Annotated in this window: 21 protein-coding genes and 1 tRNA gene; 19 read left to right on the forward strand and 3 right to left on the reverse strand. The window is 33.2% G+C overall.

Going from position 1 to position 18,405, the window contains the following annotated elements:
• Position 1 precedes the first annotated feature (1 nt).
• From mce to ASF10_RS24175, 3 genes are all read left to right on the forward strand, one after another.
• Positions 2-406, forward strand: a complete 405-nt coding sequence (gene mce / locus ASF10_RS10415) for a methylmalonyl-CoA epimerase (protein WP_056248593.1) — start codon at positions 2-4, stop codon at positions 404-406.
• Positions 407-550: 144 nt separating this feature from the next.
• A tRNA-Ile gene (locus tag ASF10_RS10420) sits at positions 551-624 on the forward strand.
• Between the two features lie 439 nt (positions 625-1,063).
• Complete coding sequence (locus ASF10_RS24175; protein WP_131726530.1) at positions 1,064-1,282, forward strand: hypothetical protein; 219 nt, start codon at positions 1,064-1,066, stop codon at positions 1,280-1,282.
• Positions 1,283-1,318: 36 nt separating this feature from the next.
• Here ASF10_RS24175 and ASF10_RS10425 read toward each other — a convergent pair whose 3' ends face one another.
• A complete protein-coding gene (locus ASF10_RS10425; RefSeq protein WP_056248596.1) occupies positions 1,319-1,909 on the reverse strand; it encodes a riboflavin synthase in 591 nt (196 codons plus the stop codon).
• Between the two features lie 57 nt (positions 1,910-1,966).
• Here ASF10_RS10425 and pdxA point away from each other — a divergent pair, with 57 nt between their 5' ends.
• The 13 genes from pdxA to ASF10_RS10490 all read left to right on the forward strand — a co-directional run bounded on the left by pdxA (position 1,967) and on the right by ASF10_RS10490 (position 10,767).
• The gene (pdxA, locus tag ASF10_RS10430) at positions 1,967-3,016 is read left to right on the forward strand and encodes a 4-hydroxythreonine-4-phosphate dehydrogenase PdxA (RefSeq protein ID WP_056248598.1); all 1,050 of its coding nucleotides are present in this window, start codon (positions 1,967-1,969) and stop codon (positions 3,014-3,016) included.
• Between the two features lie 106 nt (positions 3,017-3,122).
• Entirely contained in the window at positions 3,123-3,674 is a 552-nt protein-coding gene (locus tag ASF10_RS10435) for a YceD family protein (RefSeq protein ID WP_056248600.1), read from the forward strand.
• Positions 3,675-3,683: 9 nt separating this feature from the next.
• Positions 3,684-3,878 (forward strand): 50S ribosomal protein L32, encoded by a 195-nt coding sequence (gene rpmF / locus ASF10_RS10440; protein ID WP_007137315.1) that lies wholly within the window; start codon positions 3,684-3,686, stop codon positions 3,876-3,878.
• A 173-nt stretch (positions 3,879-4,051) separates the two neighbouring features.
• Entirely contained in the window at positions 4,052-5,050 is a 999-nt protein-coding gene (locus ASF10_RS10445; RefSeq protein ID WP_055093859.1) for a beta-ketoacyl-ACP synthase III, read from the forward strand.
• 23 nt (positions 5,051-5,073) lie between these two features.
• Positions 5,074-5,559, forward strand: coding sequence for an acetyl-CoA carboxylase biotin carboxyl carrier protein (accB, locus tag ASF10_RS10450; protein ID WP_056248603.1), 486 nt, complete (start codon positions 5,074-5,076; stop codon positions 5,557-5,559).
• 105 nt (positions 5,560-5,664) lie between these two features.
• Complete coding sequence (gene accC, locus ASF10_RS10455) at positions 5,665-7,014, forward strand: acetyl-CoA carboxylase biotin carboxylase subunit (protein WP_056248607.1); 1,350 nt, start codon at positions 5,665-5,667, stop codon at positions 7,012-7,014.
• 303 nt (positions 7,015-7,317) lie between these two features.
• Complete coding sequence (locus ASF10_RS10460) at positions 7,318-7,614, forward strand: hypothetical protein (protein WP_056248609.1); 297 nt, start codon at positions 7,318-7,320, stop codon at positions 7,612-7,614.
• A gap of 72 nt (positions 7,615-7,686) precedes the next feature.
• Positions 7,687-7,983, forward strand: coding sequence for a hypothetical protein (locus tag ASF10_RS10465; RefSeq protein ID WP_056248613.1), 297 nt, complete (start codon positions 7,687-7,689; stop codon positions 7,981-7,983).
• A 28-nt stretch (positions 7,984-8,011) separates the two neighbouring features.
• The gene (locus tag ASF10_RS10470; protein ID WP_055093849.1) at positions 8,012-8,302 is read left to right on the forward strand and encodes a hypothetical protein; all 291 of its coding nucleotides are present in this window, start codon (positions 8,012-8,014) and stop codon (positions 8,300-8,302) included.
• Positions 8,303-8,328: 26 nt separating this feature from the next.
• Positions 8,329-8,625, forward strand: coding sequence for a PepSY-like domain-containing protein (locus ASF10_RS10475; protein WP_056248616.1), 297 nt, complete (start codon positions 8,329-8,331; stop codon positions 8,623-8,625).
• A gap of 48 nt (positions 8,626-8,673) precedes the next feature.
• Positions 8,674-8,979, forward strand: coding sequence for a hypothetical protein (locus ASF10_RS10480; protein ID WP_056248618.1), 306 nt, complete (start codon positions 8,674-8,676; stop codon positions 8,977-8,979).
• Positions 8,980-8,991: 12 nt separating this feature from the next.
• Positions 8,992-9,288 carry a hypothetical protein gene (locus ASF10_RS10485; protein WP_056248622.1) on the forward strand — a complete coding sequence of 99 codons (297 nt, stop codon included), beginning with the start codon at positions 8,992-8,994 and terminating at the stop codon, positions 9,286-9,288.
• Positions 9,289-9,417: 129 nt separating this feature from the next.
• Positions 9,418-10,767, forward strand: a complete 1,350-nt coding sequence (locus tag ASF10_RS10490) for a sigma-54-dependent transcriptional regulator (protein WP_056248625.1) — start codon at positions 9,418-9,420, stop codon at positions 10,765-10,767.
• Here the strand turns inward: ASF10_RS10490 and ASF10_RS10495 are convergent.
• Together ASF10_RS10495 and ASF10_RS10500 are read right to left on the reverse strand one after the other, a co-directional pair.
• Positions 10,764-13,205, reverse strand: a complete 2,442-nt coding sequence (locus ASF10_RS10495; RefSeq protein WP_056248628.1) for an ATP-binding protein — start codon at positions 13,203-13,205, stop codon at positions 10,764-10,766. The genes ASF10_RS10490 and ASF10_RS10495 overlap by 4 nt on opposite strands.
• Before the next feature lie 175 nt (positions 13,206-13,380).
• A complete protein-coding gene (locus tag ASF10_RS10500) occupies positions 13,381-15,282 on the reverse strand; it encodes a S9 family peptidase (protein ID WP_056248632.1) in 1,902 nt (633 codons plus the stop codon).
• A gap of 281 nt (positions 15,283-15,563) precedes the next feature.
• Here ASF10_RS10500 and ASF10_RS10505 point away from each other — a divergent pair, with 281 nt between their 5' ends.
• The 3 genes from ASF10_RS10505 to ASF10_RS10515 are packed head-to-tail and all read left to right on the forward strand — an operon-like array spanning position 15,564 to position 18,395.
• Positions 15,564-16,676: an NAD(P)/FAD-dependent oxidoreductase gene (locus ASF10_RS10505; protein WP_056248636.1), complete on the forward strand. Its 1,113-nt coding sequence runs from the start codon at positions 15,564-15,566 to the stop codon at positions 16,674-16,676.
• Positions 16,676-17,449, forward strand: a complete 774-nt coding sequence (gene mtgA, locus ASF10_RS10510; protein ID WP_056248638.1) for a monofunctional biosynthetic peptidoglycan transglycosylase — start codon at positions 16,676-16,678, stop codon at positions 17,447-17,449. Before ASF10_RS10505 ends, mtgA begins: the two co-directional genes overlap by 1 nt.
• The gene (locus ASF10_RS10515; RefSeq protein ID WP_056248640.1) at positions 17,439-18,395 is read left to right on the forward strand and encodes a lipid A deacylase LpxR family protein; all 957 of its coding nucleotides are present in this window, start codon (positions 17,439-17,441) and stop codon (positions 18,393-18,395) included. The genes mtgA and ASF10_RS10515 overlap by 11 nt, the downstream gene beginning before the upstream one ends.
• The last annotated feature ends 10 nt before the right edge of the window (positions 18,396-18,405 follow it).

Here is an 18,405-nt window from a genome sequence, read left to right on the forward strand (position 1 = left end):
AATGGTAAATAAAATAGAACATATCGGAATTGCGGTTAAAAACATGGAAGATGCCAATGTCTTGTTCGAAAAATTATTAGGAGTTCCGTCCTATAAAGAAGAAGCGGTTGAGAGCGAAGGGGTTTTGACTTCATTTTTTCAAACCGGAACCAATAAAATTGAACTTTTGATGGCAACAAATCCAGAAAGTCCAATTGCGAAGTTTTTAGAGAAAAAAGGCGAGGGAATTCATCATATCGCTTTTGATGTCGAAGATATTCATGCCGAAATTGCCCGCCTGAAAAATGAAGGTTTTGTGTTGATTAATGAAGTTCCAAAGAAAGGAGCAGATAATAAATGGGTTGTTTTCCTGCATCCAAAAAATACAAATGGCGTTTTGGTCGAGCTTTGTCAGGAAATTAAATAAAAAATGTGTTTCGACTTTTGAAATAAGATGTTGAAAATCAATTATCTTTAAAAAAGGCTGACAATTATTTAAAATTAAATAGAAATCATATCCCAAAATATTTGGAGTGAATGAAAAATAGTAGTAATATTGCATCCTCAAACCGGTCCTATAGCTCAGCTGGTTAGAGCACCTGACTCATAATCAGGTGGTCCCTGGTTCGAGCCCAGGTGGGACCACAGTTTAAATCAAGCCTTTACAGCAATGTAAAGGCTTTTTTATTTCATTCTATTTTTTGGTTTTATTCAATTATTTGTGAGAATCAGCAAAGCTTTATTGGCTCGTTTGTTTTTATTGGGTTATGAAAATGTAAAAATTAATGATCAGCTATATTTTGATAGAGGAGGAATAATTTTTTTTGAGTAAATTCGTTATTACAAAATCCAAATCTTAAATTTATACGTAAATGATTTTAAAATAAATTGATTTTTGGGTTTATTTCTTACGACAAAAAAGAAAGAGTACTTTTATTAAGTTTTTTTGATTTAAATCTTGTGTTTTTGCAAAAAACTTATACATTTGTCGGATAATTAAGTGTAAGACCCTGTTTTTGTGCGAATTATATTAAAATAAATAAATTTAGCAACCTACCTTGCTGTCTAGCAGCATGTTAAAATTATGAAGATAAAGACTATTTTTTTTGCGTTGTTTCTTACTTTGATTAGTATGTCGGTTTTTGCTGCTGAACCACCTGTTCCAATGAAACCTATGGGTGTTCCTGTAAATCCGCCAACTAGTGATATAAATCAAGATATACTATTATTATTGATGTCTGCCTTATTGCTAGGAATGTACACGGTATATAATCATAATTTAAAAAGAAAAGCTTCAATATAAATTGAAGCTTTTCTTTTGTAAAACACTTTTTGAGTTTTATTTGTTAATCGAATAAAGTCTTGAAATGTATTTACCCACAACATCAAATTCTAAGTTTATTTTTGTTCCAACTTCAAAATTTTTGAAATTCGTATTCTCAAAAGTATACGGAATAATCGAAACGCTAAATTCATTTGTTTTAGAATTAACAACAGTTAGACTAACTCCATTAACTGTTATCGAGCCTTTTTCGATAGTAATATTGCTGAGGTTTGGATCGTATTCAAAAGTATAATTCCAGCTTCCGTTTGCTTCTTCAATCTTAATACAAGTTCCTGTTTGGTCTACGTGACCCTGAACGATATGTCCGTCGAGGCGATCGCCAAGTTTCATTCCTCTTTCAAGGTTTACAATATCGCCAACTTTCCAGTCGCCTATATTTGTTTTTAAAATCGTTTCGTCTATAGCGGTTACGGTATAAAAAGAATCTTTTATTGCGACAACTGTTAAGCATATTCCGTTATGCGAAACGCTTTGATCTATTTTTAATTCATTTGTAAAAGAAGAATCTACTGTAATATGCAGATTGCTTTGATCTTTTTGTATTTCGTGAATCCTTCCAAGGGTTTCTATAATTCCTGTAAACATTGTTGTTTTATTTTACTAAATTTGCACATCAAAATTAGTAATAAATAACCTGAGCTCATGAATAAAAAAGCAGAAAATATAATTGTTGGAATTTCAATTGGAGATTTAAACGGTATTGGAAGCGAAGTTATATTAAAAACATTCGAAGATTCTCGTATGTTAGAAATGTGTACACCGGTTATTTTTGCAAATGCCAAAATACTATCTTTTGTCAAAAAAAGCTTTACTTCTACAATTCAATTTCATGGAGTTGATAAATTAGATCAGGTTGTACCCGGAAAAGTAAATGTTTATAATCTCTGGAAAGAAGGTGTTGATATTAATTTAGGCACAAACGATGAGAAGATTGGAGAATATGCCATAAAATCATTTGTTGCAGCAACCAAAGCCTTAAAAGAAGATTTAATCGATATTTTGATTACGGCTCCAATTAACAAATATAATATTCAGTCTGAAGATTTTAAATTTCCCGGACATACTGATTATTTAGATCAGGAATTAGAAGGAAATGCACTAATGATGATGGTGCAGGATAATTTGAGAGTTGGTTTATTGACAGATCATGTTCCTTTAAGTGAAGTTTCTTCACATTTGACGGAAGAATTGATTATAAGAAAAATCGAAACTATTAGAAAATCTTTAATTCAGGATTTTAGTATCGTGAGACCAAAAATTGCTGTGTTAGGATTAAATCCGCATGCTGGAGATGGCGGCGTAATAGGAAAAGAAGATGATTTAGTTTTAAAGCCTGCTTTAAAGAAAATATTCGATGCCGGAACGATGGTTTTTGGTCCTTTTCCTGCAGATGGATTTTTTGGAAGCGGTCAATATGAAAAATATGATGCCATTGTAGCAACTTATCACGATCAGGGATTAATTCCTTTTAAGACATTGTCTTTTGGTAAAGGAGTTAATTATACAGCAGGTCTAAATAAGATCAGAACATCGCCGGATCACGGTACAGCATATGATATTGCTGGAAAAGACATGGCAGATTTTAATTCATTTAAGGAGGCAGTTTATCTTGCGATAGACATTTTTCACTCTCGTAATCAGTATGAGGAGATTAGTAAAAAACCTCTTAAAATAAAAGAAAAACAGTTATAAACAAAAAAAGGTGAATAAGATTATTAGTTTTATAATAATTTTATATCTTTGCACCCCAATTCAGGTATCTGATTTTTAGATTTGGGTTGGAGAAATTGATGTTGAAATGAGCAAAACAAAAGAATTTTTAATTCCTTTCATAGGGTTAAAGCTAGGAAAACACCATTTTGAGTATCAAATAAGTAACGCGTTCTTTGAGAACTTTGATTACGATGAATTTCAAAATTCAGATATCAAAGTAGGTTTAGTTTTAGATAAGAAAAGCAACATGTTAGAGTTGGAATTCAAACACAAAGGTTTCGTAAATGTACCTTGTGATCTGACAGGCGAAGAGTTTGATCTTCCTATAAAAGGGAAAATGAAATTGATTGTTCGCTTTGGAGATGAATTCAATAACGATAACGAAGAGTTGTTGATCCTGCCGCACGGAGAGCATGAAATAGATGTAGCACAATACATTTATGAAATGATTGCACTATCAGTACCGCTAAAACGAGTTCATCCAGGAGTAAAAGACGGAAGTTTGCAAACTGAAGCTTTGAAAAAATTAAATGAACTTACCGTAAAAGAAGTCAAAGAAGAGAAAGAAGAGAATAAACAAGAAGAAGATATTGACCCGCGTTGGGAAAAATTAAAGAAACTATTAACGGATAAATAATATAGTAAAATGGCACATCCTAAGAGAAAAATCTCGAAAACAAGAAGAGATAAGAGAAGAACACATTATAAAGCTACTGTAGCTCAAATCGCTACATGTCCTATTACTGGAGAAGCACATTTATACCACAGAGCTTACTGGCATGAAGGTAAAATGTATTACAGAGGGCAAGTTGTTATCGATAAATCTGTAGCGGTTGCTTAATACGTTTTTGTAAATGATACTAGAACTCTCACATAGTGAGAGTTTTTTTTGTTGGTTATAATTTTCTGTTTTTAAGAAAATGCATACAAATTCATTTCGTTTTTTTTTGTAATTTTCAAGTCTTTTAAAAATTTTTCAGATATGCCGTATCTGAAACGAAATAATAGAATATAATGAATACAATCACAGCCGCAATTACCGCTGTTGGAGCTTATGTTCCTGACTTCGTTCTTTCGAACAAAGTATTAGAAACAATGGTCGATACCAATGACGAATGGATTACTACTCGTACTGGAATTAAAGAGAGAAGGATTCTAAAAGATGCTGATAAAGGAACGTCGTTTCTTGCTATAAAAGCAGCACAAGATTTAATTGCGAAAGCAAATATTGATCCCTTAGAGATTGATATGATTATAATGGCAACAGCTACAGCAGATATGCCGGTAGCCTCTACAGGAGTTTATGTTGCTACAGAAATTGGAGCTACAAATGCATTTGCTTATGATTTGCAAGCCGCATGCTCAAGTTTTTTATACGGAATGTCAACTGCTGCAGCTTATGTGCAGTCAGGGCGATACAAAAAAGTACTGTTAATTGGTGCAGATAAAATGTCATCGATTGTAGATTATAAAGACAGAGCAACTTGTATTATTTTTGGAGATGGAGCGGGTGCCGTTTTATTCGAACCAAATTATGAAGGCTTAGGCTTACAAGATGAATACTTACGAAGCGATGGTGTAGGACGCGATTTTCTTAAAATTCCTGCCGGAGGTTCTCTAATACCAACTACTTTAGAAACCGTTCAAAACAATCAACATAATATTATTCAGGACGGTAAAACCGTTTTTAAATATGCTGTAACTAATATGGCTGATGCTAGTGAATTGATTTTGAAAAGAAACAATTTAACTAACGAAGATGTTAATTGGTTGGTGCCACATCAGGCAAACAAACGTATTATAGATGCTACTGCAAGCAGAATGAATCTTGAAGAATCAAAAGTATTAATGAATATCGAAAGATATGGTAATACAACTTCAGCTACATTGCCATTAGTATTAAGCGATTTTGAGCACCAGTTCAAAAAAGGAGATAATATTATTTTTGCCGCTTTTGGTGGTGGATTCACTTGGGGATCTATTTACCTAAAATGGGCTTACGATAAGAAATAAATTAAAACTAAAAACAAATCATTATGGATTTAAAAGAAATTCAAAACCTAATCAAATTTGTAGCAAATTCGGGAGTTGCAGAGGTAAAGTTAGAAATGGATGATGTAAAAATCACTATCAGAACAACTTTAGAAGGAAATGTAACTGAGACTACTTATGTACAACAATTGCCTGCTCAGGCGCAATTGCCACAAGCAGTTGCTCCACAACAAGCTCCAGCTGTTGTAAACGTAACTAGCGAAGCATCTGTTCAAGCAGAAGATTCTAAATTCATTACTATTAAATCTCCAATCATTGGAACTTTTTATAGAAAACCATCTCCGGATAAACCAGTATTTACTGAAGTTGGAAGTACTATTTCTAAAGGTGATGTTCTTTGTGTAATTGAAGCAATGAAATTATTTAATGAAATCGAATCAGAAGTTTCAGGTAAAATTGTAAAAATTCTTGTTGACGATATGTCTCCTGTAGAATTTGACCAACCTTTATTCTTAGTTGATCCATCATAAATAAATTTAGATTTTAGATTTTAGATTTTAGAAGGATTCGCAATAATTGTTAATCGTCTAAAATTATCTAATTATCAAATTGTCTAATTATCTAATTAAAATAAGATGTTTAAAAAAATATTAATTGCGAATAGAGGAGAAATTGCACTTCGTGTAATTCGTACATGTAAAGAAATGGGGATCAAAACTGTAGCAGTTTACTCTACAGCCGATGCAGAAAGTCTACATGTTAAGTTTGCTGACGAAGCGGTTTGTATTGGTCCTCCTCCAAGTAACTTATCGTATTTGAAAATGTCAAATATTATTGCCGCTGCAGAAATTACAAATGCAGATGCAATTCATCCAGGTTATGGATTTCTTTCTGAGAATGCTAAATTCTCAAAAATTTGTCAGGAACACGGAATCAAATTTATTGGTGCCGCTCCTGAAATGATTGATAAAATGGGAGATAAAGCTTCTGCAAAAGCTACAATGAAAGCAGCAGGGGTTCCATGTGTACCAGGTTCTGACGGATTATTAGAGTCTTTCGAACAAACACAAAAATTAGCTAAAGAATTTGGTTACCCGGTTATGCTTAAAGCAACTGCCGGTGGTGGTGGAAAAGGAATGCGTGCCGTTTGGAAAGAAGATGAATTATTGAAAGCATGGGAAAGTGCACGTCAGGAAGCATCTGCAGCATTTGGAAATGACGGAATGTACATGGAGAAACTTATCGAAGAGCCACGTCATATCGAAATTCAGGTTGTTGGAGATTCATACGGAAAAGCATGTCACCTTTCTGAAAGAGATTGTTCTGTACAACGTCGTCACCAAAAACTAACTGAAGAAACACCTTCACCTTTCATGACAGACGAATTGCGTGCTGCAATGGGAGAAGCTGCTGTAAAAGCTGCGGAATTCATTAAATACGAAGGAGCCGGAACTGTAGAATTTTTAGTGGATAAACACAGAAATTTCTACTTCATGGAAATGAATACACGTATTCAGGTAGAGCACCCAATTACGGAACAAGTTATTGATTACGATTTAATTCGTGAGCAAATTATGGTTGCAGCCGGAATTCCAATTTCAGGCAGAAACTATTTACCGGAACTACACGCTATCGAATGTCGTATTAATGCTGAAGATCCTTATAACGATTTTCGTCCTTCACCAGGAAAAATTACTACACTTCATATGCCGGGAGGTCACGGAGTTCGTTTAGATACTCACGTTTATTCTGGTTATACAATTCCGCCAAATTACGATTCGATGATTGCTAAGTTAATTACGACTGCTCAATCTCGTGAAGAAGCAATTAGCAAAATGCGAAGAGCTTTAGATGAATTCGTAATCGAAGGAGTTAAAACTACAATACCTTTTCATAGACAATTAATGGATGATCCAAGATATATTGCAGGAGATTATACAACTGCATTTATGGATACATTTAAAATGAAACCTATAGAGGAATAATATAAAGGCTGTCAATTTTGACAGCCTTTTTTTATTTACAAAATTATATATCAAACCCGACAGGTTTTTAAAACCTGTCGGGTTTTGTTGTTAAATACGTTAGGTAAACACTATTTGTGTATACTTTTTACACAGTATTTCATAAAATTACACACTTTTTCACAATCATGTTTTTTGGCACAATATGGTTAAAGTCTTTAAAAATAGGTGTTTACAGGGTTAGGGAGGGAATGTTTGAGTTGCGGCATAATTATTTCATTATCTAAAGCGTAAACAACTAGTAATAATTAAAATATACACATTATGAAAAATTTATTCTTATCAGCCGCAATTGTATTAGGAAGTTTAACTTCATTCGCTTCAACATCTCCAATTACAAATGCTATCGTAAAAACGATTTCTATTGAAGATGAATATACAGAAATTAAATTAGAAGAATTACCAGCTCCGATTGCTGAATCTTTGAAAAAAGCATATCCGGATGCAGTAATTACTAAAGCGTATAAAAACGAAAAAGCCGAATACAAATTAGACGTTACCGTGGGTGACAAAGTAGGAAATCTTTTTGCTAACGCAGATGGAACCTGGATCAAAAAATAATCACGTAGAGTCTCGTGAAGATCCAAATTAATAATACTAAAATAAAATTAACAATATTAAAATATAACTATTATGAAAAATCTATTTTTATCAGCCGCAATCGTTTTGGGAGGTTTAACATCATTTGCTTCAACTTCTCCAATTACAAATTCAATCGTAAAAACGATTTCAATTCAGGACGAATACACAGAAATTAAATTAGAAGAAGTACCAGCTGCAATTACAGATGCGCTTAAAAAAGCATATCCGGATGCAGTACTTTCAAAAGCATACAAAAATGCAAAATCAGAATATAAACTAGACGTTACAGTAGGTGACAAAGTAGGATCGCTTTTTGCTAATGCAGATGGAACTTGGATTAAAAAATAATTAAAACTAACCGTAAAAAACTATCACTATGAAAAAGTTAATCTTATCGGCAGCTATCCTGTTAGGAGGGTTGTCAATGCAAGCAGGGAATGTAGCCGTGACAAGTTCAATGGTTCAATCAGTAAACATTCAGGACGAATATAAAGAAGTTGATGCTGTTCCGGCAGCTATCAAAACATCGTTAGACAATGCATATCCAGGAGTAAAATTGGATAAAGCATATGTAAACGACAAAAAAGAGTATAAAATAGAAGTAACTGTAAGAGGCGAAAAATCTATTGTTTATACAGATGCTTCTGGTAACATTATTAAAAAATAATCAATTAACCCATAAAAACTATTATTATGAAAAAGTTAATCTTATCAGCAGCAATCATTTTAGGAGGTTTGTCAGTTCAGGCAGCTAATCCTGTAATCAAAGCTTCAACGACTCAGTCGGCGATGGTTCAGGATGAATTTACTGAAATTGGTGCAGATGCTATTCCGGCAGCTGTAAAATCAACTGTCGAAAAATCTTTTCCCAAAACAAAGCTTGAAAAAGCATATAAAAACGAAAAGAATGAGTACAAGTTAGAGATTTCTAGTGGTGACAAAAAGTATACAGTTTATACTGATGCTTCAGGAAATATTATAAAAAAATAATCCCTAATTTTATCAGCTAATATTATATTAATTAAAAATTCAAACATTATGAAAAAATTAATTCTGTCAGCTGTAATTGTTTTAGGAAGTTTATTTATGAATGCAGAAGCAGCAATATCAAAAAAGTCAGACTTGAATGTTGTTATATTTCAAGATGGTTTTAAAGAAATAAAAATTGATGCTCTTCCTGTAGAAGTAAAAGCTACAATAGAAAAATCTTATCCTGGTTCTAAACTGGTAAAGGCGTATGTGAATTCAAAAAAGCAGTATAAAGTAGAAATTAATTCTACTGGTGATGATGACAAACGTTTTGTCTTTACCGACAGTAAAGGCGTAATGGCCGAGAAATATTAAAAAGATAGCAATATGAAAAAGTTAATTCTTTCAGCAGTACTAGTTTTAGGAGGTTTGTCTACTTACGCAAGTAATGAGACAGCTCCACAACAAACTAAGACGGTTGTAACTGCTCAGGCAGAATATACAGAGGTAAGTGCAGATGCTGTACCGCCGGCTGTAAAAACCGCACTGCAAACTGCTTATCCGGGAGCAAAACTGGACAAAGCATTTGTTAACGAAAAAAAAGAGTATAAACTCGAAATATCGGTTGGTGACCAAAAGGCTACTGTTTTTTCAGATGTCAATGGCAACTGGTTGAAGATATAAATTAGGTGAATTTAGATTTATGTTTTTGGTGAAAAAGAGATTGCGATACGCAATCTCTTTTTTTTTGCATAATTTTGTGAAAAGACAATTTTAATAGTCTTATTTTAGCAAAAAAGTCCCTAAAAACAAATGCCAAAGATATTACTCATAGAAGATGATATTTCGTTTTGCAAATTATTAGAAAAATTTCTGGTAAAAAAAGCATACGAAGTAACCATTGCTTTCTCTGCTGCGGAAGCACGATTAGCAATCAAAAAAGAATCATTCGATTTAATTTTGACAGATCTTCGTTTGCCGGATTCTGATGGTATTGGGTTAATGTCTGAATTTAAGACCGCATATCCTGAAATTCCCGTTATACTTATGACAGGATATTCAGATGTAAATACTGCCGTTAAAGCAATAAAAAATGGTGCTGCAGATTATATTTCGAAGCCTTTTAATCCAGATGAGGTTTTATTGGTAATTACAAATGCCTTAAAAATTTCTGAAACAGAAGAAGCTCCCGTTAAGGAAAAAAAATCGGTTAAGAAAACAACAAACGTTAGTGCAGAAAACGAGTTTGTAAAAGGGATTTCTGTTGCATCAAAAAAATTATTAGATCACATTCATTTGGTAAGTCCAACAGATATGTCTGTTCTGATTATTGGAGAAAGCGGAACCGGAAAAGAAATTATTGCAAAAAGCATTCATCAGCAAAGTTTAAGAAAAAACAACAATTTTATCGCAGTCGATTGTGGAGCTATTCCAAAAGAACTTGCCGCAAGTGAATTCTTCGGACACTTAAAAGGATCTTTTACAGGAGCGATAAGTGATAAAATGGGGTATTTTGAAGCCGCAAATGGCGGAACTCTTTTTTTAGATGAAATAGGAAATCTATCTTACGAAAATCAAATACAATTATTAAGAGCACTTCAGGAACGTAAAATCAAACCTGTTGGAAGCAATAAAGAAATCAACGTTGATATACGTATCATTACTGCAACAAACGAAGATTTGCGAGAAGCAGTTAAAAACGGTGATTTTAGAGAAGATTTATACCATAGAATCAATGAATTTTCGATTCAGTCTCCATCATTAAAAGACAGAGACGAAGATTTAATGGTTTTTGCAGATTATTTTCTGGAAAAAGCCAATCAGCAATTGAATAAAGATATCATAGGATTTTCACCGGAAGTAGTTACAATCTTTCAAAATTACAATTGGCCGGGAAATCTGCGTGAACTTCAAAATTGTGTCAAACGTGCCACACTTTTGACTCAGGGAGATTTTATCAAAAGCGATGTACTTCCTGTTGAGTTTTTTCAGGTTCAGAAACAACAAACCAATAGTGGGAATTTCTCTTTATCAGAAAACGAAAAAGAAGCTATTATTCATGCTTTATCAAAAGCTCAGAATAATAAATCTGAAGCGGCGAAATTGCTTAAAATTACCCGCAAAACACTTTACAATAAATTGAAACAATACAATATAGACTAAGCTATTTCTTTGTTTAAGGCTGTAAAAAGCAAATCTGTTTTTGATTTCAAAACTTTAAAAATATCTTTTAAATCAGAAGTTTCAAGGTTCTTATTTTCCAGAACCTTTAGAATTTCTCCAATTTCGCGTGCCTGAATTTGTTTGAACATTGGTGCAATTCGATGCGCGATAGAATTTATCTCAACAGTATTTTTGTCAATTATTGCGTTTTCTAACAAAGCCAGATTTTCGATACTGCTTTCTATAAATGATTTTAAAACTTCATGAAGCGCATCATTATCATTGCCTAAAAACTCTTTTAAAGTTTCTACAGAATATAATTTAGTACTTGTGTGTTCTTCATTTTCATTGATATCAACATTGGGCAACGTATCATTTTCTAAAATAAGATGGATCGTCTCCAGCAATATTTTAGGCGAATATGGTTTTTGTATCACGGTTGTAAAACCTGCTTCGCTGTAAACGGCGGCATCAAGATCAGTTCTTCCTGTTAAAGCAATTACAGGTTGGTTTTTATAAGTTGAATATCCGGAATCTTTTAATTTTTTAAGAAACATAAAACCGTCCATTTCCGGCATTTGTATATCAGTTATTACAAAATCAAAGTTCGTGTTCTGGATCGCTTCCAATGCTTTTATGGCACTATTAAAAGACAAAACCTGATGTTGTTCTTGTCTTAAAACACCGCTGGTAAGATTTAAAAGATTGATATCGTCATCCAAAACAATAAAAATTTGCTTTTTGGTATTGCGAATTACAGGTTTAGTTATTTCAGCAACTACACTTAGACTATTGTCAAATTGCAACGGTAACTGAATCTCAAAAGTACTTCCTTTCCCGAACGTACTTTCCAGTTTTAAATCTCCGCCTAAAATCGAAATTATCTTTTGGCAAATCGATAAACCTAAACCAGTTCCTCCATATTTTTTTTCAATGTTTTCATTCGCCTGAGCAAATTCTTCAAATACTAATTTTTGATTTCCTTTTTCGATTCCAATTCCTGAATCCTGAATTGCAATAATATAACTGTCATCCTCATCAGTTGTATAGGCGCTGATTTTTATAAAACCTTCTTCTGTAAATTTATATGCATTTCCTATAATGTTACTCAGGATTTGTTTTAGTCGGAAAGGATCTCCAACTATTTTTGTATTCAGCTTTTCATCTACATTAATAATCAAATCAATGTCTTTTTGTTTGTAAACGGTCTGAATGCTTTTAGCCACTCCATCAATAATTTCCGGCAATAAAAACGGAACCTTTTCAATCGTGATTTTTCCGGCTTCAATTTTAGAAAAGTCTAATAAATCCTGCACTAATTGCGTGATATATTCAGATGAATTTTTGATGTTTTTGATAAAATAAGATTGTTTTGTATTGACATCAGAATTGCCCAAAAGCTCAGAATAACCCACAATTGTACTCAAAGGAGTTTTTAAATCGTGACTTACCGTAGAGATTAATTGTTCGCGGCTTTTAAGTAAGTTCTTAGTTTTGAAATTCGCAATTTCAAGCTGCTTTTTATATACTTGGGATTTTGAGTAATCACTGACAATTAGAATCGAGAAAAACAATGTTAAAACCAGACCAATAATAGCCGAAGCTGTTACAATCTCATTGACTTTTTTAAGTGATTTTTCTTTAAGTGAATTGTTTTTTATCGAATTGATTATGATTTCCCTTTCTATAATACGAAGTACTTTACGAAGTTGGTCAGAAATGGCGATTTCGTTTTTCAGTAATTTATTCTCTTCAAAGTTCAGGGATTCTTTTTTCTTTTCGGCTTTTAGTTTTACATTACTCAAAAGCTTTTTTGAATTTGCCAGAATAGAATCCGAAGCTTTTTTACTCAACGTATTTGTACTGTCGTCCGGAATATTCTGATTAAGATAATCAACATATTTTTGAAGTACATTTCGCTGATAACTGCCCAATTGGTTTGGGTTTTTATTAAAATCCTGAAGTTCTAATTTTCTAAGTTTGAACTCCATTTTAGTAATCTCATCAATGGCAGTATTGACAGAAACTTCATCGTCGGCTTTATTTTTTATGGTTTTTAATTGTCGGATGTTTTTAGTTTTCTCAGACAATAAATACGTAACACTATCCAGTAATGTTTTCTGATATTGTGTAGTAACGATTTGTTTTAAAGTATCGATTCTTGATTTTAGAGAATCGGTTTCTATGATGTAACTTTTAAAATCTGCTTCAGAGTTGGTTTGGATTGTTTTTCGTGCTAAACTTTCGGTTTTATAAACATTCGAAAATAATTTACTAACTCTAAGTATTTTGGTTTTTTCGAATGCAATTTTATCTTCTAATTTGTTATAAACTACATTTTCAGAATATAAAAACCATCCCACAGTAACGACTAAAGCCAGCAATGCAACATAACTGAAAAGCACTTTAATAGGCATATAACTTTTTTTGCTCTCCATAGATTTTATTGTAGGTATTTGAAGTTTTATTGTGGAAACAGCTGCAATTTATTCAAAATTTCTGTTTTAGGAATATAAATTAATGCTAATGTTTTTACATAATTAAAATGTGTCAAAAACAAAACAGCCGTAGATTATGTAAAATCTACGGCTGTTTTTATCAGTTTATAATTGATTAAAGTGTCTCGTCTAACCATTTAAAAAATTCACCTTGCCAAACCTGAGCATTTTGAGGTTTTAAAACCCAGTGATTTTCATCCGGGAAATAAACGAATCTACTTTTGATTCCTCTTAATTGAGCAGCCTGAAAAGCTTCTTGTCCTTGCCCAATTGGCACACGGAAATCTTTTCCTCCCTGAAAAATCAGGATAGGTTTGTTCCAGTTTTGAACCAAAGTTGCAGGATTAAAAGTTGTATATGCTTTTTGAGCTACAGCATTATCTGTTTCCCAATAAGCGCCACCAAAATCCCAGTTGTTAAAGAAAACCTCTTCAGTAGTTCCTAACATACTTACCGTATTGAAAACTCCATCGTGCGCGATAAAAGTTTTGAAACGGTTTTTGTGGATTCCAGCTAAATAAAACACAGAATATCCACCGTAACTTGCACCAACGCAACCTAAACGAGATTTGTCTACATAGTTTTCTTTAGATACATCATCAATTGCAGATAAGTAATCGTCCATAACCTGTCCGCCCCAATCTTTACTGATTTTCTCATTCCATTCTACACCATGTCCAGGCATTCCGCGACGGTTTGGCGCTACAACCACATAACCTTTTGCAGCCATTAACTGAAAATTCCAACGGAAAGAATACGATTGTGTCAACGGAGACTGAGGTCCTCCCTGACAGAATAATAAAGTTGGATATTTTTTAGAAGCATCAAAATTTGGAGGTAAAATTACCCAAACCAACATTTTTTTACCGTCTGTAGTTGTTACATAACGTTTCTCTGTTTTGCTAATTGCTAATGTTTTATACGTTTCAGTATTTACATTTGTCAATTGTTTCCAGCTATTTTTCTTTAAGTTAAAAGAATAAACTTCCGGAGCATGGTTCATGTCATTTCTGGTAACGATAATATCATCACCGGCAAAACCAACTAAATCATTTACGTCAAAATCTCCATTTGTCAACTGACGAACAGTGATTGCAATTTTTGTTAATCCCGGAAAGTTTACAGTAAAAATTTGTTTTGTACCATCAACCGGAGCTACAAAAAATACATTTTTACCATCTTTACTCCAGATAAAATTATCTACAGTTCCGTCCCAATTTGCTGTTAGGTTAGTTTTGATTCCTTTAAAATCAACAATAATGTCATTTTTATCAGACTCATAACCATCACGTTTCATTTGCAGCCACGTTAAGTTTCCTGTTGGAGAAAACTGCGGAGCCGTATCGTAACCTAAATTTCCTTCGGTTCTGTTTATTGTTTTTTGAGTTTCAAGATTGTACTCAAAAATATCCGTATTGGTAGAAGTTGCATATTGTGTTCCTGCTTTTTTCTTAGAAACATATACAATACTTTTTCCGTCAGGAGACCAGATATAATCTTCGTCACCACCAAATGGTTTTTGCGGAGAATCGAAATTTTCACCTTTCAAAATGTCAATTCCGGTTGCGCCGTCTTTGTTTTCTTTATAAAAAACGTGGTTAAATTTACCTTCATTCCAGGTATCCCAATGACGATAATCTAAACCATCATAAATCTGAGCATCTGATTTGCCTAGTTTTGGATAAAAATCTTTCCCTAAAACTTTTTCTAATTTTACCTCTTCATTGTAGACTAAAAATTTTCCGTCAGGCGAAATGTTTTTATCAGCCAAGACTTCTTTAGTGTCTTTAATTTCAGTTGCATTACCGCCATTTACAGGGATAATGTAAAATTTAGAAGACGATTTGTTTTCCTCGATTGAAGGAGTTGAAACCTTAAAAACAACATTTTTCGCATCTTTTGAAAGTCCAAGTGCACTCACTCTTCCTAATTTCCATAACAATTCTGGCGACATTACATTTTGTCCGATAGCGTTTAAACTCATCATTATTAAGGTTGTAAATAATACTTTTTTCATAATAAAATTCTAATATTCGTGGAGCTAAAAGTACAAATATATTTTAGCACTAAATGTTAAAAGAATTAAACCCTGTAAGTAATATAAGTTCCTTTAAATATCAGCAAAATGATAAAAGTTTGCCACAGATTACACAGATTTAAAATGATTATTTTGTAAATGACAGAAAATTAAAATGCTTTTGAAATCATTTTAATCTGTGACTAAAAATAAATACTTCAATGAACTTATATCACTTATATGGTAAAACAAAAATCAGTATTTTTATAAAAAATTGACAAATGGAATTAAGTTATTGGGAACTTAAAAATTGGTTCACAAATGTTAATTATACTATTGTAGGCAGCGGCATTGTGGGATTGCATGCAGCATTACGCTTACGCGAAAGATTTCCTGCAGCAAAAATCCTGGTGTTAGAAAAAGGAATGCTGCCACAAGGCGCAAGTACCAAGAATGCAGGTTTTGCGTGTTTTGGAAGTCTGTCTGAAATTCTGGAAGATCTAAAAACACATTCAGAAGAAGATGTAATTAATCTGATCGAAAAACGATGGGAGGGTTTGCAATTACTGCGTAAAAGGCTGGGAGATTCTGCCATAGATTTTAAACCTCACGGCGGATATGAATTGTTTCTGAAAGATGATGAAGCCGAATTTAATGCTTGTATTTCGAGATTGCCTTTTATAAATGAAATTTTGAAACCGCTTTTTAAAGCCGATGTTTTTTCTAAAGAAGTGGACAGATTTGGGTTTGAAAATATCCATGAATATTTAATTTTTAATCCTTTTGAAGCTCAGATCGACACCGGAAACATGATGCAGGAATTGCTGCAACAAGCTGTTTCTGAAAATATTTTAATCCTGAACCAACAAACCGTAACTTCATATGCGGATTTAGGAAACCGGGTCGAAATAGTATTGAATGATTTTAGTTTTAAATCAAATAAAATACTTTTCGCCACAAATGGTTTTGCTAATTCCATAACAAAAGGAGCAGTTCAACCTGCAAGAGCACAGGTTTTAATTACAGAACCTATTAAGAATTTAGATATAAAAGGTACTTTTCATCTGGATCGCGGCTATTATTATTTTAGAAATATAGACGATAGGATTCTTTTGGGCGGAGGCCGAAATCTTGATTTTGAAGCGGAAACGACAACAGAATTTGGACAGACGAAAATTGTACAAAATAAATTGGAAGATTTACTTAAAAATGTAATTTTACCAAATCAGGATTTCAAAATCGCTCATCGTTGGAGTGGAATCATGGGAATAGGAAATAGTAAAAATCCTGTTGTTTCCCAACTGTCTCAAAACGTGTTTTGTGGAGTGCGTTTAGGCGGAATGGGTGTAGCAATTGGGAGTTTAATAGGAACAGAATTAGCAGATTTAATATAATGGCAGTAACCAAAAAACCGGCACCAAAAACAACCGCAAACAAACCAAAACCTAAAACAGCACCCAAAAAAGGCAATCGCTCTTTTGTTGAAAAAGTAAAATGGTTTTTTATAAAATTATGCTTATGGTTCTTCGGAATCTCGATTGCATCAGTTGTATTCTTTAAATATATTCCGGTGCCTTTTACACCGTTGATGTTGATTCGGGCCATAGAAAATAAGTTAGATGGTAAAGAAGTTTATTTTGATCATGATTGGGAACCAATTGAAAAAATTTCGATGAATTTGCAAAAAGCTGTAATCGCCAGCGAAGACGGAACTTTTTTAAAGCATAATGGTTTCGATTTTAAAGCACTTCAAAAAGCCTATAAAAGCAACGAACGTGGCCGCCGAATTCGTGGCGGAAGTACGATCTCGCAACAAACTGCCAAAAATGTTTTTTTATGGCAAGGCAAAAGTTATTTCCGTAAAGGTCTCGAAGCGTATTTTACGGTTTTAATCGAAGTGATTTGGGGCAAAGAACGCATTATGGAAGTTTATTTAAACAGTATCGAAATGGGAGATGGGGTTTACGGAGCTTATGCCGCAACAGAACATTGGTACCGTCGTGATGCCTCAAGTCTAACAGCCATGCAAGCCGCAGGAATTGCCGCAATATTACCTAACCCAAGAAAGTTTAAAGCAACAGGTTCTTCAAGTTATATTAACAGAAGAAAACAACGAATTGTTCGCGAAATGCGTTCTGTTGGAAAAATAAATTATAATGCGAAATAAAAAATCCTTTATTACGCTTTTTCTATTGGCATCGGTTTTTGCTTTTGGACAAGTAAAAACATCAGAGATTGGTTTTATTTCTGATAATGATTTATACACATCGTCTAAAAATGATATGTATTATACGAACGGTTTAGAACTTTTCTACCGTTTTTTATCTAAGAATGATAATTCGAAAATCAATAAAAAAATAACCGAATTCCGTATTGGGCAATACATCTATAATCCACGGTTTATTAATGAAACGGCAGTTGATATAAATGACCGTCCATTTACAGGATATCTTTTTGCTGAAGCGGGAAGAAGCTTTCTTTACCAAAGCGAATCAGTTTTAAAGACCAATTTTCAGTTGGGTTTTATGGGACCAAATGCTTTTGGCAGAGAAACACAGGAAAGCTTTCATCATATAATTGGTTATAAAGAAGTCTTTGGTTGGGAAAATCAATTACATAATGCTTTTGCTATTCAGGCAAATGTGATGTATTCCAAGAAAATGTTTCCATCGAAACACAATGATTTTATAGATCTTCATTTTCAGTCAGAAGCAAATCTGGGAACTATTTTTGACGGAGTTTCTACGGGATTTCTAACCAGAATAGGTTTCAAGAAATTACTCCCAATTTATGATTCTAATTTGCACGATGCTTCGATAAGTTTTGAGCCGCAACACAATATCAGAGAATTTTACTTTTATGCAATGCCAAGCGTTAACTATCAGTTTTATGACGCTACGATTCAAGGCAGTATGTTTAGCAATACAAGTCCGATAACTTTTGACTTGGAACCGCTTCGTTTTAATGCCGAGTTTGGTTTAAAATACCGTCATAACAACTTCAATATGTCTTATTCTTTTATCTACCGAGGACGAGAATTAAAAGATCCGGAGACAAATACAAATTCTGGTTATTTTTATGGATCGATACGATTTGGATATTTGTTGAATTAGTTTTTTTTAA

The organism is Flavobacterium sp. Leaf82 (genome assembly GCF_001422725.1).
GTDB lineage: Bacteria > Bacteroidota > Bacteroidia > Flavobacteriales > Flavobacteriaceae > Flavobacterium.